Consider the following 16,044-nt stretch of genomic DNA (forward strand, 5'->3'; position numbering starts at 1 on the left):
TCCTCCACATAGCTTTGGCTATGCGTCCGGTTTGCCTCCTTGTTCGGACGAAAAGATCTACGCCAATCTGACGGACTTCATTTTATCAGCGATTCCTATGTTGTTCTATGGGGATATGATGTCCCACACAAATACTTTGGGACACCATGCCGCCCTCTGCTCATATCGGTGGAAGAACAATACGAGCAATAGAAAATCCTTCCCCCATAGTACATAGGAAGAAGGATTTTGTCAAATGCTGTGTAGATTACATCAGCATTGCGAGCATAGTACCTGCCGCGACCGCCGTACCGATAACACCGGCGACGTTCGGCCCCATGGCGTGCATGAGGAGGTAGTTGCCCGGCTTTGCCTTGATTCCGACGATCTGGCTGACGCGTGCCGCCATCGGAACAGCGGAGACGCCCGCCGAGCCAATGAGCGGGTTGACTTTCCACCCTGTCGCACGGCACATGATCTTGCCGAGGACAACGCCCGCCGCCGTGCCGAAGATGAACGCGACGAGACCAAGGCAGATGATGAGAATGGTCTCCTTGACGAGGAAGCTCTCCGCGCTCATGGTGAGACCCGTGCCGAGGGCGAGGAAGATCGTGACGGTGTTGATGAGCGCGTTCTGCGCCGTATCGGAGAGACGATCCGTCACGCCGCTCTCACGGAAGAGGTTGCCGAGCATGAGCATACCGAGCAGTGCGGTGATGGATGGGAGCAGCAGACTGATGAAGATGGTCGAGACGATCGGGAATGCAATGCGCTCGAACTTCGTGACCTCACGCGCCTGCTCCATGACGACCTCACGCTCTTTCTTCGATGTGAGGAGCTTCATGACGGGCGGCTGGATGAGCGGCACGAGTGCCATGTAGGTGTATGCCGCGACGGCGATCGCGCCGAGGAGGTGCGGTGCCATCTTGGTTGTGAGGTAGATCGACGTCGGACCGTCCGCACCGCCGATGATACCGATGGAGCCTGCCTCCTGTGCCGTGAAGCCAAGCATCATCGCACCGAGGAGAGCAACAAAGACGCCGAACTGTGCCGCAGCGCCCATGAGAAGGCTCGAGGGACGTGCAATCAGCGGACCGAAGTCCGTCATCGCACCGACACCGAGGAAGATGAGCGGCGGGAAGATCTCGTATTTGATGCCCATGCCGATCGCGGACATAACGCCCGGCTCCTCAAAGCCGTTGAACGGAATGTTCGCGAGGACACAGCCGAATGCAATCGGACTGAGGAGCAGCGGCTCGAAGTCGCGTGCGAACGCGAGGTAGAGCAGGACAAGACCGACGACGATCATGATGATGTTGCCGCCGGTCATGCCGACGAATCCGCTGCCATCGACGACTGCCTGCAGGGAGACGGTAAATGCGTTAATGAAATCCATAATCTCTCACTCCCTTCTCAGCGCGGCGTACGCATACCACTCGTACGACCAAAGTTGCGCCACGCAGGCTGCTCCGCCGGACGAATGGCGTGAATCTGCTCGGCACTGTAGCCACAGGCGGTGACGGCTGCCGCAATAACGGCGACGGTCTCCGTGCTGAGCCCCGCCGGAACTGCGGGAGCGGCAGGAGCTGCCGGTGCGGATGCAGGAGTCGGCGCGGCAGGAGCTGCTGCGGGCGGCTCTGCCTTTTTCTTCGTCGGATCAATGATGTGGGTCAGCTCGATGAGCCCCCAGATCGCAGTCAACACGGCGAAGACGATGACCATGTTGATGATCATGATGACGAATGGGTTGTCGGTTACGGGTTGATGCATAAACTCACCTCATCTTGTTTTTCCCTCGTGAACGCCGCAGCGTTACCCGTATACGTTGGCACTCACGAGGTTGTATATATATTACGAATATAACGCTTTCTTCATTATGCGTGATTTCAAATGGTTTTACAAGATTTATTTTGCGTTTTTTTCATGAAATCTGTGCATATTTTCCATGAATCAGGCGTCCTTAGTCTGCTCGCGCCGCTTCAAACGTGCTCTTTACCGCAGCATAGATCTTGTCATAGCTCTGCCCCGGCTGCGCCTCATAGAGCTTTTCCCCGTCCATGAAGATGCTCGGGACATAGTAATACTGCCCCGCAAACGGCTGTGTCTTCGCCGGCTCGTTGTTCTCGTCGATAAAGTCAACCTGCACGCCCTCGTAGCCCTCGGCGCGCAGTGCCTCGATCGCGCGGTGTGCGTTCGCGCAGTAGGGGCAGCCCGCCATCTCGATCATGGTCAATGTTTTCATGGTAATTTCTCCTTTTGAATGCTCGAACTGAAAATTGGGTATTACCTATCATAGCACAAATTTTTCTCTAATGCAAAAAGGCGGCGAAGACTTCGTTACCGAGCTTCATGCCTGCATCGGTGAGAGCAATGTGGCTCTGTGCACGGCAAAGGAGCCCCTGCGTGATATATTTCTCAATCACCGTCCCATATACGGCATCAATGTCTGTGCCGAAGGTGCGCTGAAAGTCCGCCGTATCAATCCCCTCTCGCGTGCGCAGAGCGAGAAAGGCATACTCCTCCATTGCATTCTCGCGGGTGCGCTCCGTGTCCTCGGGCGTGCGGACACTCCTGCCCGTCTGCATGGCGCGGATGTATCTCTCCGTGTCAGGCTCGTTGCCCCAGCGCACACCGTCGATGTACCCGTGCGCCGCCGCACCGATGCCGAGGTACGGCGCGTTCCGCCAATAGCCGCAATTGTGGCGGCTCTCATATCCCGCGCGTGCAAAGTTCGAGATCTCGTAGCGTGCATACCCATGTGCGGGAAGTTCCTCCATGAGGTAGTCATACATCTCCTCTGCCGTCTCCTCGCTCGGGAGTGCGAGCTGTCCCGCCGCCTCCGCTGCCGCGAATGGCGTGCCCTCCTCGACAATCAGCCCATAGACGGAGATGTGTTCGGGCGCGAGAGCAAGCGTCTCCGCGACGCTCTCCTTTAGATCGTCGAGGGTCTGCGTCGGCAGTCCGTACATCAGGTCGAGACTGATGTTGTCGAAACCCGCCGCACTCGCCGCGCGAAATGCCGCGCGTGCCTCCTCTGCCGTGTGAATGCGCCCGATGGCGCGAAGCAGGCGGTCGTCAAAGCTCTGCACGCCGAGGCTGAGGCGGTTCGCTCCCGCCGCACGCAGCCGCGCGAGGCAGTCCGCATCCACTGTGCCGGGATTCGCCTCGACGGTGCACTCCTGCGGTGCCCCCGCGGTGTCGCGGAGCGTTTGCAGGATTCCCGTGAGCAGCGGCATGGGCAGTGCGGTCGGCGTGCCGCCGCCGATGTAGACGGTCGTCGCATCACCCCATCGGGCACGAAGCGGCGGCACTTCGCGCAGGATCTCCGCCCGAAGCGCCGCCGCATAGTCCTCCATCTCCGCACGCGTATTCTTGCCTACGGAGGAGGAAACGAAGTCGCAGTATGCACATTTTTTCACGCAATAGGGTATGTGGGCGTAGATCCCCCATTTTTTCACATGCGCGTTATTCATCAATTTTCAGCACCGCCATAAACGCTTCCTGCGGGAGCTCGACGCTGCCGACCGCTTTCATGCGCTTCTTGCCTTCCTTCTGCTTTTCGAGCAGCTTGCGCTTGCGCGTGATGTCGCCGCCGTAGCATTTTGCCAGAACGTCTTTGCGGCGAGCGCGTACGTTCTCGCGTGCGATGATCTTGCTCCCGATTGCCGCCTGTATGGGGATCTCAAACATCTGCTGCGGAATGATGCCCTTGAGCTTTACCGCGAGCTGCCGGCCGCGTGTGACGGCGCGGTCACGGTGGACGATGGTCGAGAGTGCGTCCACAGTGTCGCCGTTGAGGAGGATGTCGAGCTTGACGAGGCTCGAGGTCTGGTAGTCGATGAGCTCGTAGTCGAGGGACGCATAGCCCCGCGTCGCCGATTTCAGCCGATCGAAGTAGTCGTAGAGGATTTCGTTCAGTGGGATGTGGTAGAGCACCATGACGCGCGTCGCGTCGAGGTAGTCCATGGTCTGGAACACGCCGCGTTTTTCCTGCGAGATCTCCATGACCGCGCCGACGTAGTCCTTCGGCACGATGACGGTCGCCTTGACGCACGGCTCCTCGATGTGGTCGATCTCGGTCTGGGGCGGGAGGTCGGCGGGGTTGCTGACCTCCACCATCGTTCCGTCGGTGCGGTAGACGTGGTAAACAACAGAGGGCGCTGTCATGATGAGCCCGAGGTTGTACTCGCGCTCGAGACGCTCCTGGATCACGTCCATGTGGAGGAGTCCGAGGAAGCCACAGCGGAAGCCGAAGCCGAGCGCGATGGAGGTCTCCGGCTCGAAGACGAGGGCGGCATCGTTGAGTTGGAGTTTTTCCAGAGCCTCGCGGAGGTTGTCGTAGTCCTTGCTGTCCTCTGGGTAGAGCCCGCAGAACACCATCGGGGTGACGCCGCGATAGCCGGGCAGTGCCTCAGCCGCAGGACGCTCCGCGCTCGTCACGGTATCGCCCACGCGCACGTCGCGCACGTCCTTGAGCGCACCCGCGATAAAGCCGACCTCCCCCGTGCGAAGTTCTCCCGTGTCGATGGGCTGCGGACGGAAGCAGCCGACATCCGTCACCTCGAAGGTCTTGCCCGTCGCCATGAGCTTTAGCTTCATGCCTTTTTTGATTGTGCCTTCTTTCACGCGTACGTTTGCGATGACGCCCTTATACGGGTCGAAGTAGGAGTCGAAGATGAGTGCTCTGAGCGGCGCATCGGGGTCGCCCTCCGGCGGCGGGACGAAGGCGACGACAGCATCGAGCACCTCCTTGATGCCGAGCCCCGTCTTTGCCGAGGCGAGAACGGCGGCACTCGTGTCCAGACCGATGGTGTCCTCGATCTCTGTCTTGACGCGGTCCGGTTCGGCACTCGGCAGGTCGATCTTGTTGATGACGGGGACGATCTCGAGGTCGTGTTCCAATGCGAGATAGACGTTCGCGAGGGTCTGCGCCTCCACGCCCTGCGCCGCGTCGACAACGAGGAGTGCGCCCTCGCACGCGGCAAGACTGCGCGAGACTTCATAAGTAAAATCTACATGACCGGGTGTGTCAATAAGGTTCAGTTCATAAAGTTCCCCGTCCTCGCCGCGATAGTCGAGACGCACCGTCTGCGCCTTGATGGTGATGCCGCGCTCGCGCTCGAGATCCATGCTGTCGAGCACCTGCGCCTCCATCTCGCGCTCGCTGAGTGTGCCCGTGTACTCAATGAGGCGGTCGGCGATGGTGGATTTGCCGTGGTCGATGTGGGCGATGATGGAAAAATTGCGGATATGCTTCTGATCCATTGTGTCTCCCCTTCCCCTTTCATGTTTTCTTCTATATTATTACATCGAACACATCATGCTGCGTGTTTGTGACGAAAATCTCAATCTCTCCGCGTTCGGATGCAAGTTCTGTGCGTAATTGTTCGGCGAGGACGGGCAGGACGAGAACCTCCGTGCCGAAGTGCCCCGCATCGATGATGTGCATGCCCTGCTCGACGGCACGCTGCGCGTCGTGGTACTTCACGTCGCCCGTGACGTAGACATCCGCACCGCGCCGCACGGCATCGTCGATGAAATCCACCCCCGCGCCGCCGCAGACGGCGACACGGCGCACAGGACGCACAGCAGCGGCAGCAAGGCGGACGTGCGAGACATGGAGCCGCTCTTTGACGCTGCGTGCAAAGTCCTCGATTCTCATTGGGGCGGGGAGCGTTCCGACGCGCCCGATGCTCTCCGTCACGCCGTCCTCCTGGTAGGTGACGACGAAGGCGGCGAGCTTTTCCAACCCGAGATGCGCGGCGAGCACATCGTTCACGCCGCCGCGCGCTACATCGAGGTTCGTATGTGCCGCCGCAACGGCGATGTTGTGCGTGAGGAGTGCGGCGAGGCGTTTTCCAAGCGGGAGGTCGGTGCGCAGCTGCTTGATGCCGCGAAAGATCGCGGGGTGGTGCGCGACGATCAGATCCGCCTTGCGTTCGATGGCTTCCGCGACGACGGCATCGTCAACGTCAAGCGCAATGAGCACGCGCCCGACCTTCTGCGCGTAGCTGCCGACAAGAAGACCGGGGTTGTCCCAGTCCTCCGCCAGACGGCGCGGTGCGATGCGCTCAAGCGCGTTCATGATAAGCTGACAGCTGAGCATGGGGTCTCCTCTCAAAGTAACATCAGCAGTGTTCGCAGTGCTGCTAATCTCGATACCGTTTCACGATACTCCGTGCTCTGCCGCGCTGCTGCGCTGGCATTCATGCCCTCGACGGCACGGGTGAGCTTTGCAATCTTTCCTTCAATATGCTCATGCAGGAGAGGGTCGCGCTTCTCGAACAGTTTTGCCCCAATGAGCAGAAAAACCTCGTCGGGAAGCTCTCGCACACCGCGCTCGGCGCGAATGATCTCGTAGAGATGCCCACCCGCATGCGCCAGTGTTTCATCGACGATGTCCCAGCCATTTTCATAGAGCCAGCGGCGCAGCTTTGTCGCGCTGTTCATCGGCTGCAGGACGAGGGTCTGCACGTCAGCAAGAACATCGGGTGCATCCGCAAGAATCTCTGCAATCAGTGCGCCGCCCATGCCTGCAATGACGATGGACTCCGCCTCGCCGGGGGCGAGCACAGACAGCCCGTCGCCCTGCCGCACGTCGATCTCGCGTGTGAGTCGCTGCGTTCCCACGGTACGCCGTGCCGCCGCACATGCACCCGCACTGAGGTCGCCGACAACGGCGCGTCGCGCGATCCCATTCATGACGAGGGTCGCGGCAAGGTAGGCATGATCCGCCCCGATGTCCGCAACTGCCGTTCCGTGCGGAACAAATGCGGCGATCGCCGCAAGCCGTGCATCAAGCTGCATACACGCCCCCCTTTTTTTGACAGACATAAGAAAGGAGTGTAACTGCTGCGTTACACTCCTGTTGTTGCAAATGGCTCCTCGAACTGGACTCGAACCAGTGACATTCTGATTAACAGTCAGACGCTCTACCGACTGAGCTATCGAGGAATGTGTCAGACGTTGATATTATAAGGGGAATACGCCCGTGTGTCAAGTAAAATGTTGCTTGTACAGGACAAACATGCGTGTTATAATCAAAACAGGCACTGCCATGCGGTAGGCGGTTAGTCCCCTTGGAAGGGGGCGATGCTTATGACTCTTTACGATTTTTTAACAGTCGTATTTCTCATAACGATCTGTGTCGTAGCCTTAAGGACATAAGAGAACCCGCCTGCAGGTACCAACTTTAGGCGGGTAATCTTACCTAATACTGAGTTTGGGAACTGACCGTTTTACCGGCAGTGCCCTTTTTGTATGCTTATTATACGATATTCAGCCCACTTCGTCAACTACTCCAAGAAGTCACGCAGCACCTTGCTGCGGCTCGGGTGACGCAGTTTGCGCAGTGCCTTTGCCTCAATCTGGCGGATGCGCTCACGCGTCACGCCAAAGCTCTGTCCGACCTCCTCAAGAGTGCGCGACCGCCCATCCTCCAGCCCGAAGCGCAGACGCAGGACATTCTTCTCGCGGTCAGTGAGAGTCTCTAAGACCTCCTCAAGCTGTTCTCTGAGGAGCATAAACGACGCTGCCTCTGCGGGTGCAGGTGCCGCCTCGTCCTCGATGAAGTCGCCGAGGTGGGAGTCCTCCTCCTCGCCAATCGGTGTTTCGAGAGAAACAGGCTCCTGTGCGATCTTCATAATCTCGTGCACACGCGCGACACTGATGCCCATTTCCTTTGCGATCTCCTCGGGACGCGGGTCGCGTCCAAGCTCCTGCAGGAGCTGACGCGAGATGCGAATGAGCTTGTTGATCGTCTCGACCATGTGGACGGGGATGCGGATCGTTCGCGCCTGATCTGCGATGGCACGCGTGATTGCCTGCCGAATCCACCACGTCGCGTAGGTGCTGAATTTATAGCCCTTGCTGTAGTCAAACTTCTCGACCGCCTTGAGGAGGCCGAGGTTGCCCTCCTGGATGAGGTCGAGGAAGAGCATGCCGCGTCCGACGTAGCGTTTGGCGATGCTCACAACGAGGCGCAGATTCGCCTCCTCAAGCCGGTGGCGTGCGCTCTCGTCGCCCGCCTCCATGCGCTGAGCGAGCTCAACCTCCTCCTCTGCCGTGAGGAGGGGTACATGACCGATCTCCTTCAGGTACATCCGAACGGGATCGTCGAGCGAGATGCCCTCGGGTACGGAGAGGTCGATCTCGACCTCCTCCTCCTTCTCGGGCGGGTCATCATCCACGGGTTCTTCTTCCACAACTGTCGGTACATCATCGACGATCTCAACGCCCTCGTCGCTGAACCGCTGGTACATGTCGTCCATTTCGTCGGGGGACATATCCTGTTTTTGGAGCGCGTCGATGAGTTCGCCATACGTCAGCGTGCCGCCATTTTTCTTGCCTTTGGCAAGCAGACGTTCAATGATGTCGGCGCCCGGCGCTTGTTTCTGCTCCGTCCCCTCTGTCATAACGCTGTCCTCCTGTCGTATTCGCAAGGCTTCCGCCTCAAAGATCAATGTTTCCCTGTAGTTTGCGTAGGCGCACGGGATGCCGCAGCTTCCTGAGCGCCTTTGCCTCAATCTGTCGGATGCGCTCACGCGTCACGCCGAAGCTCTGTCCGACCTCCTCAAGCGTGCGCGACCGCCCGTCCTCAAGTCCGAACCGCAGACGCAGCACCTCCGCCTCGCGTGGGGCGAGGGTCTTGAGCACATCCGCAATCTGCTCCTTGAGCAGCATCATCGATGCCGCATCCGCCGGATCGAGTGCTGCCTCGTCCTCGATGAAGTCACCGAGGGGGGAGTCCTCCTCCTCGCCAATCGGTGTTTCGAGAGAAACAGGCTCCTGTGCGATCTTCATGATTTCGCGCACGCGCAGCGCACTCAGCCTCATGTGCTTTGCGATCTCCTCGGGGGTTGGGTCACGGCCGAGTTCCTGCAGGAGCTGGCGCGAAATGCGGATGTATTTGTTGATTGTCTCAACCATGTGGACGGGGATGCGGATCGTCCGCGCCTGATCGGCAATCGCACGCGTAATCGCCTGACGAATCCACCACGTCGCGTAGGTGCTGAATTTATACCCCTTGCTGTAGTCAAACTTCTCGACTGCCTTGAGGAGGCCGAGGTTGCCCTCCTGGATGAGGTCGAGGAAGAGCATGCCGCGTCCGACGTAGCGTTTGGCAATGCTCACGACGAGGCGCAGATTCGCCTCCTCGAGCCGATGGCGCGCACTCTCATCGCCCGCCTCCATGCGCCGCGCGAGATCGACCTCCTCCTCTGACGTCAGCAGAGGTACGCGTCCAATCTCCTTGAGATACATGCGGACGGGGTCATCGAGCGCAACGCCCTCGGGAACGGAGAGGTCAATCTCGACCTCCTCCACCTCGTCCTTGTCGATCTCATCCATCGGCGCAAGCGCATCCTCCCCCGCGCTATCGCCGACCGTTGTATCGTCCACGAGTTCCACGCCCTCGTCGCTGAGACGTTGATAGAGCTCATCCATATCGTCGGGGGTCATCGTCCATGCGTCAAATGCCGCGATGAGTTCACCGCAGGTCAGTGTACCGCCGTTTGCCTTTCCCTTTGCCGCGAGTTTGTCCAATATTCCCGTTACGCTTAGTTCTTCCCGTTCCAGCCGTGCTGCTGCCGTTGCCATCGTGCCCCCTCCTTTCAGTTCGTAGTGTTGTAGATGTGTTGATAAGCTCAGTGATTCCTATTTAATAACCTCTATTGTTTACTATATCGTTGAAAATATACGGATACAAAAGTCATTCGTGCAAATTTTCACGGGCAATCTCGTCCTGGATTCTCTTCACTTCGTTTAATTCGTCAATGTATGCCTCTTTTCCTTCTTGCATCATTTCTTCGGCAAGACGGGTGTGACGTGCCAGCTCGGCGGTCAGGTATGTCCGCCGCAGAATCCCCAGAGCCTCACGGCAGGACGCACGCGTGCGCCCCTCCTCAACGAGTGCACGGGCGAGCTCAGCCCCCGCCGCCGTAGGCTGTGCGGCGATAAAGTCCGCATCAAATGTGCCGCCCGCCGCGCGGTGTTCCTCCATCGCGCGCAGGATTTCGCCGATGCCCGCATCGGGAAAATGTGCCAGCGGGACGGAAGATAAAATTTCGGTGAGAAATGCAGGATCGTACCAAATTGCAGCGAGCAGCTCACGTCCTGCACGGCGCAGTGCATCATCGGCCTTCCGTACAGGCGTACGCTGCTCTGCTGCACGCGCGGGTGTCTGCTCTGCTCCGCCGTGCCGCAGGTAAGAGCGCAGCGCATCCACGACCACCCCCTCATCGAGAAAAAGCTCCGCCGCCGTCTGCCGCACATAGGCAGCACGCGTGACGGGATCGAGCTCGGCGAGCACAGGCAGCATCGCACGCAGTGCCGTGCGCCGCCCGTCCACCGTGTCCTCCATATGTGCGCGCACATGGCGCAGCCGAAACACAGGGGCAGAAACCGCCGTCTCCACGAGGGCACGGAACGCCTCCGCGCCGTGCGTGCGGACATACTCGTCGGGATCCTTGCCGTCGGGTAGGAGGAGCACGCGCACCTCTGCCGTGCTCCCGCGCACTGCTGCGAGTGCGCGCAGTGTCGCCTCCTGCCCCGCTGTATCGCTGTCGTAGCAAAAGACGATGCGCGATGCGCGGCGCAGAAGGAGTGCCGCATGACCCTCCGTAAACGACGTGCCGAGTGTCGCAACCACATTCGACACGCCCGCCTCCCACGCAGCAATCGCGTCCATATAGCCCTCGACGACGATCGCCGCGCCCGCGCTCGCAATCGCACGGTGCGCGCGGTCCAGCCCAAAGAGGAGCTTGCGCTTGTTGAAGACAGGTGTCTCTGCCGTGTTCAGGTATTTCGGCTGCGCGTCGCCGAGTGCACGTCCGCCGAACGCGACAATGCGCCCGCGCTCGTCCGCAATCGGAATGATGACGCGATTGCGGAAGCGGTCATACACGCTCCCGCCACGCTCACGTTTGACCGCAAGCCCTGCCGTCACAAGGAGGTTCTCGGAGATGCCGCGCTTTTGGAACGCATCGGAGAGCTTCGACCACGCGTCCGGCGCGAAGCCGATGCCGTACCGCTCGATCGCCTCCGCCGTGATGCCGCGCCCCGCGAGGTAGTCCCGCCCCGCCGCGCCGTAGCGGGTCATGGTGAGACAGTTATGAAAAAAATCCCGTGCGAGCGCGTTGACCTTCCTGAGATCATCCAGCTCGCGCAGACGCGCCTCCTCACGTGGATCGCGCTTCTGTGCGGGCTTTTCGATGCCGAGCTGCTCCGCCTGCCGCACAATCGCCTCAAACGGGGTGATGTGCTCCATGAGCGAGATGAATTTGAATGCGTCGCCGCCCGCATGGCAGCCGAAACAGTAAAAGAAACCGTCGGCAGGCACGACGGAAAACGACGCAGTCTTTTCGTTGTGAAAGGGGCAGCAGCCCCAATAGCGATTGCCCTTGCGCTTCAGAGGAACATAGCCCTGCACGACGGCAAGGATGTCGGTCTGCGCGCGCACCTGCTGCACAAAGGCCTCCATCCTCGGGTCACGCATGAGTTTTCTCCTTTTATATTGGCTTAATCGTCATCTGATCCACGGGCGGGATGTAGATCTCGCGGAAGAGTGCGACGGCGTAGCTGTCCGTCAGCCCCGCCACATAGTCCACCACGCACTGTTCGCGCCCCCACTTTTCCTCCCGCGCAATAAATTCATGCGGGAGCGTGTGAAAATACACGGTGAAGTGATCCATCAGCGCACGCAGCACAAAGCCCGCCTGTGCACGCTCGTGCGCGAGTGTCTTGGAGTGGTAGATACGCTCGAACATGAACGCGCGGAACGCATCCATCACACGCTGCACGGGCTCTGAGAGTGCCGCATCACCGCACGCCTCCGAGGTGACAATCATATCGGAAACCATGCTTGTAATCATCGCGGAAGTGTCCGAGCCGAACGCATCCCGCACCTCGGCGGGGAGTTCCTCGGGCGTGAGCAGCCCCGCACGGATGCTGTCGTCGTAGTCGTGGCAGAGGTAGGCGATGCGGTCGGCGATGCGCACGATCCGTCCCTCGAACGTGGAGGGCAGCCCCCGCCCCGTATGGTTCAGGATGCCGTCGCGCACCGCGCCCGTGAGGTTCAGACCGTGCCCGCCGCGCTCGAGGATCTCCACCATGCGCAGACTCTGCTCGTTGTGGGCAAAATGCCCCGTGAGCTCGTCCACGACCGCCTCGCCCGCATGTCCGAACGGCGTGTGCCCAACATCGTGCCCGAGTGCGATTGCCTCCGTCAGATCTTCGTTCAAACGCAGCCCACGTGCAATCGTGCGCGAGATCTGCGCCACCTCGAGGCTGTGCGTCATGCGCGTGCGGTAGTGATCGCCCGCGACGATGTAGACCTGCGTCTTGTGTTTGAGCCGACGAAAGGATTTCGAGTGCAGGATGCGGTCGCGGTCACGCTGAAACTTCGTGCGAAAAGGGCACTCCTCCATCGGATGACTGCGCTTTGCATCTCGGCTTCGCGCTGCCAGCGGTGAGAGGAGTGCATCCTCCTGCATCTCAAGACGTTCTCGGACGGTCAACGCCGCCACCTCCCCGCCTATTTAACCACCATGACGGGGATCTTTGCCTCCTCGATGACCTTCTGGCTGACGCTGCCGATGAGCACGCCCTTCAGCAGACCGAGCCCGCGGCTGCCCATGATGATCATGTCGCTCTGCTGCTCGTCCGCAACCTCGAGAATGCTCTTCGCGATGTGGCCGCTCTTGACGTGCTTGCGTGCCTTCCGCTCATCCGAAAGCTTTTCCCAGATGCGGTCAAAGACGATGTGGCTCGGAATGTCCTTGTTGATGTTGCTCGCGACGTAGACGAAGTCGAGCTCGGCATCGCATTTCTCTGCGAAAAACAGTGCTTCATCAACCGCCTTGCAGCCATTGACCGATCCATCGACCGGAACGAGGATCTTTTTGATCGCACTCATCATAATCCCTCCTAATCACGTTTTAACAAGAAAGATTTCCTAAGGTATCAGTATATTTCGATGGTTGACAGATAAAATCCTCTCTCTGCGAAAAAAAGTATTGCAGAACAAACAGCTCTGGAGAGTGCAGCCCCAGAGCGAACCCTAGTGGAGCAAGTGAGTAAAGCGTGCGGTACGCCCCGTCGGATTTCTTTCGTTCAAGCGAAGCGCGTTTAAGAAGTCCGACGGTATTTAAGCGTACAAGCACGCGATCACTTGCGTAACGAGGCGTTCGTGAGGGGCGCACATACAGGAGAGCCTTTCCTGTTTAACGTCCTACAGCATCCCTTCCTCGGAAAAACTAAAGAACGCGTCGCCCCCGAGGATCACATGATCGGTCACAGGGATGCCGAGCAGTGCGCCCGCCTCCTTTAACTGGCGCGTGAGACGATGATCCTCCGCACTCGGCGCGGGATCGCCGCTCGGATGGTTGTGCGCGAGGACGATGTGCGCTGCGCCGCAACGGATCGCCGGCTCGTACACCTCGCGCGGATGGACGAGTGTATTCGTGAGCGTGCCGACGGAGACATCCGCAACCATCAGCACCTCATTCTTCGAGGTCAGCGGCAGGACAATGAAGTGCTCGCGCTTCTCTGCACGACAGCGCGTGTGCAGCAGCTCATAGACATCCCGTGCCTCGCGGATGCGCGGGCGGTGTTTCTCCGCTTGTTGTGCGCGCCGCCCGAGCTCAAGTGCAGCGAGTACAGTCGCCGCCTTTGCCGTGCCGACACCGGGGATGCGTGCAAACTCGGCGGCGGGCATCGCAAGGATTTCGGAGAGACCTGTCTCACGGAAACGCGCGACGATCCCGCGTGCCAGCTCCAGCACATTCTCCCCCGCACGCCCCGTCCGCAGGAGAATCGCGAGGAGTTCCGCATCACTCAGTGCGCCTGCCCCGCGTTCGATCAAACGCTCGCGCGGGCGTTCGCCGTGCGGCAGATCACGCAGATTCATCGCCGTCCTCCATCGCAATGCCTGCCACACGCGCGAGTTCTGCGACCGCGTGGAGCGGCAGCCCGACGACGTTCGAGAACGATCCGTGCAGCTCCTCGATGTAGATCGCCGCGCGCCCCTGGATCGCGTATGCGCCCGCCTTCCCCATCGGCTCGCCCGTGGCGACGTAGGCGGCAATCTCCCCCTCCGTCATCGAAGCAAAGCGCACGGTCGTCTCCGCCGCATCTGTGTATGCACGGCCATCCACAACCCACGCAATCCCCGTGAGCACGGTATGCTGACGCCCCTCGAGCAGGGAGAGTACATGACGTGCTTCGGCGGCATCCTTCGGCTTTCCGAACGACTGTCCGTTCAGCACCACAGCAGTATCCGCACCAAGCACGGCGTGCTCTGGATACTCCTCCGCCACCTTGCGCGCCTTCGTCAGCGCATTTTGAATGACGGCATCACGCGGATGCACCCCGTCACTCACCTCATCGACGGCGGGCGTGATCGACACGAACCGCGCCCCGATCTGCCGCAGGAGGGCACGCCGTCGCGGGGATGCAGATGCCAATATGAACATAGCTCCTCCTGTCGCCGCCCGTGATGGGGGGCAAAAAGAGACACCGAAACTGTGCCGGTGTCTCCACAAATTTCTTTAATTGTTTGATTCGCCCTTGTATGCGCTTTTTCCTGCCAATGATTTGCGGAAGCACTGATAAATTCAGCCACGCCATCTTAGCGCATCTTTTTTGCCCGAACTTCGGCGGAAAATCCTCCACAGAGCACCACTCTGCGTCCGGTTTGCCTCCTTGTTCGGACGAAAAATCTACGCCAATCTGAAGGACTTCATTTTATCAGCGATTCCTTTACAACAAATACCGCAGATAGACATAGACCGTCGAAAGGACGATCGTGAGAATCATGAGCGGGAAGCCGATCTTGAAGTAGCGAATGAAGCTGATGTGCACGCCGCGCTCCGCCGCCATGCCCGCCACAATGAGGTTTGCCGATGCGCCGACGAGCGTACCGTTGCCGCCGAGACACGCACCGAGAGCGAGCGACCACCAGAGCGGCTCAAGGTTCGTGATGCCCATTGCCCCCATGTTCTGAATGAGCGGGATCATCGTCGCAACAAACGGGATGTTGTCGAGCACCGACGAGATGATCGCACTCATCCAGAGAATGAGCAGCGACGTCGCCGTCAGGTCGCCCCCGGTTACTTCTACCGCAGTTTCAGCCAGCTGTGCAATGATGCCAACCTCAATCAGCCCGCCGACAGCGATAAAGAGACCGATGAAGAAGAAGATCGTCGGCCACTCGACGGAGTGCATCGCCTTCTCCACGAGGTGCTCGCTGCCGCCCGCGAGAAGGAGCAGCAGGAAGCCGCCCGAGAGCGCGATGAGCGAGGACTCTATGTGCGTAAAGGAGTGTGTGAAAAAGCCGAGGATCGTCAGCCCCAGAACGAAGAGAGAACGCTTCAGCAGGCTGTGATCCGTGATCGCCGCCTTCTCGTCCATCTGCATCAGCTCCGCCTGCAGTTCCGGTGTTGTGACGAGGCTCTTTCGATAGATTGCGGACATGATGAACATGACCGCCACCATACAGATGATGGCAATCGGCGCAAGGTGCTCGATGAACATGACGAAGGTGAGTTCCTTCACCGCGCTGCCAATCATGATGTTCGGCGGGTCGCCGATGAGCGTCGCCGTGCCGCCGATGTTCGACGCAATGATCTGCGTGAGGAGATACGGCATGGGGTCGAGCTTCAGAATCTTCGTGATGCTGAACGTCACAGGCACCATGAGGAGCACTGTGGTCACGTTGTCGAGGAATGCGGAGAATACCGCCGTAATCACACAGAGATAGACGAGGATGCGGCGCGGCTCCGCCTTCGCCGATTTTGCCGCCTTGATCGCCACATAGTCGAACAGCCCTGTCTCCTTCGTCACACCGACGAGCACCATCATGCCGACGAGCAGACCGAGCGTCTCAAAGTCCACATGATGCAACGCCGTCTCCTGCGAGAGGATGCCGAGCAGCATCATGAGCACTGCGCCGATCATCGCAGCGACCGTGCGGTGAATCTTTTCCGAGACAATCACCATATACATTACAACAAAAATAATCGCGGCCAACGTTTCCATTTAAGCGCCTCCTTTGTAACTAATTTGCAC

The 16,044-nt window shown here is 59.5% G+C and carries 15 protein-coding genes and 1 tRNA gene; all 16 read right to left on the reverse strand.

The window, feature by feature from the left end; all coding sequences use genetic code 11:
- Positions 1-247: 247 nt before the first annotated feature.
- The 16 genes from ACO6BQ_RS03665 to ACO6BQ_RS03740 all read right to left on the reverse strand — a co-directional run bounded on the left by ACO6BQ_RS03665 (position 248) and on the right by ACO6BQ_RS03740 (position 16,014).
- A complete protein-coding gene (locus ACO6BQ_RS03665) occupies positions 248-1,375 on the reverse strand; it encodes a sodium ion-translocating decarboxylase subunit beta (protein WP_489119565.1) in 1,128 nt (375 codons plus the stop codon).
- A gap of 17 nt (positions 1,376-1,392) precedes the next feature.
- Positions 1,393-1,749: an OadG family protein gene (locus tag ACO6BQ_RS03670; protein ID WP_489119566.1), complete on the reverse strand. Its 357-nt coding sequence runs from the start codon at positions 1,747-1,749 to the stop codon at positions 1,393-1,395.
- A 190-nt stretch (positions 1,750-1,939) separates the two neighbouring features.
- A complete protein-coding gene (locus ACO6BQ_RS03675; protein WP_489119567.1) occupies positions 1,940-2,221 on the reverse strand; it encodes a glutaredoxin in 282 nt (93 codons plus the stop codon).
- A 67-nt stretch (positions 2,222-2,288) separates the two neighbouring features.
- Positions 2,289-3,452 carry a radical SAM family heme chaperone HemW gene (hemW, locus tag ACO6BQ_RS03680; RefSeq protein ID WP_489119568.1) on the reverse strand — a complete coding sequence of 388 codons (1,164 nt, stop codon included), beginning with the start codon at positions 3,450-3,452 and terminating at the stop codon, positions 2,289-2,291.
- Positions 3,445-5,244 (reverse strand): translation elongation factor 4, encoded by a 1,800-nt coding sequence (gene lepA, locus ACO6BQ_RS03685; RefSeq protein ID WP_489119569.1) that lies wholly within the window; start codon positions 5,242-5,244, stop codon positions 3,445-3,447. The genes hemW and lepA overlap by 8 nt, the downstream gene beginning before the upstream one ends.
- A 31-nt stretch (positions 5,245-5,275) precedes the next feature.
- The gene (locus ACO6BQ_RS03690) at positions 5,276-6,085 is read right to left on the reverse strand and encodes a Nif3-like dinuclear metal center hexameric protein (protein ID WP_489119570.1); all 810 of its coding nucleotides are present in this window, start codon (positions 6,083-6,085) and stop codon (positions 5,276-5,278) included.
- A gap of 11 nt (positions 6,086-6,096) precedes the next feature.
- Complete coding sequence (locus ACO6BQ_RS03695) at positions 6,097-6,786, reverse strand: tRNA (adenine(22)-N(1))-methyltransferase (RefSeq protein ID WP_489119571.1); 690 nt, start codon at positions 6,784-6,786, stop codon at positions 6,097-6,099.
- Positions 6,787-6,857: 71 nt separating this feature from the next.
- A tRNA-Asn gene (locus ACO6BQ_RS03700) sits at positions 6,858-6,933 on the reverse strand.
- A gap of 341 nt (positions 6,934-7,274) precedes the next feature.
- Positions 7,275-8,393 (reverse strand): RNA polymerase sigma factor RpoD, encoded by a 1,119-nt coding sequence (rpoD, locus tag ACO6BQ_RS03705; protein ID WP_489119572.1) that lies wholly within the window; start codon positions 8,391-8,393, stop codon positions 7,275-7,277.
- A gap of 37 nt (positions 8,394-8,430) precedes the next feature.
- A complete protein-coding gene (rpoD, locus tag ACO6BQ_RS03710; protein ID WP_489119573.1) occupies positions 8,431-9,576 on the reverse strand; it encodes an RNA polymerase sigma factor RpoD in 1,146 nt (381 codons plus the stop codon).
- A gap of 112 nt (positions 9,577-9,688) precedes the next feature.
- Complete coding sequence (dnaG, locus tag ACO6BQ_RS03715; RefSeq protein WP_489119574.1) at positions 9,689-11,473, reverse strand: DNA primase; 1,785 nt, start codon at positions 11,471-11,473, stop codon at positions 9,689-9,691.
- 13 nt (positions 11,474-11,486) lie between these two features.
- A complete protein-coding gene (locus ACO6BQ_RS03720) occupies positions 11,487-12,494 on the reverse strand; it encodes a deoxyguanosinetriphosphate triphosphohydrolase (protein WP_489119575.1) in 1,008 nt (335 codons plus the stop codon).
- A 17-nt stretch (positions 12,495-12,511) separates the two neighbouring features.
- Positions 12,512-12,895 (reverse strand): universal stress protein, encoded by a 384-nt coding sequence (locus ACO6BQ_RS03725; protein WP_489119576.1) that lies wholly within the window; start codon positions 12,893-12,895, stop codon positions 12,512-12,514.
- Positions 12,896-13,207: 312 nt separating this feature from the next.
- Positions 13,208-13,885, reverse strand: coding sequence for a RadC family protein (gene radC / locus ACO6BQ_RS03730; protein WP_489119577.1), 678 nt, complete (start codon positions 13,883-13,885; stop codon positions 13,208-13,210).
- Positions 13,872-14,450, reverse strand: coding sequence for a Maf family protein (locus ACO6BQ_RS03735; RefSeq protein WP_489119578.1), 579 nt, complete (start codon positions 14,448-14,450; stop codon positions 13,872-13,874). Before ACO6BQ_RS03735 ends, radC begins: the two co-directional genes overlap by 14 nt.
- A 286-nt stretch (positions 14,451-14,736) precedes the next feature.
- Positions 14,737-16,014, reverse strand: a complete 1,278-nt coding sequence (locus ACO6BQ_RS03740) for an ArsB/NhaD family transporter (protein ID WP_489119579.1) — start codon at positions 16,012-16,014, stop codon at positions 14,737-14,739.
- Between the last annotated feature and the right edge of the window lie 30 nt (positions 16,015-16,044).

The sequence above is a fragment of the Centipeda sp. (in: firmicutes) genome (genome assembly GCF_057271695.1).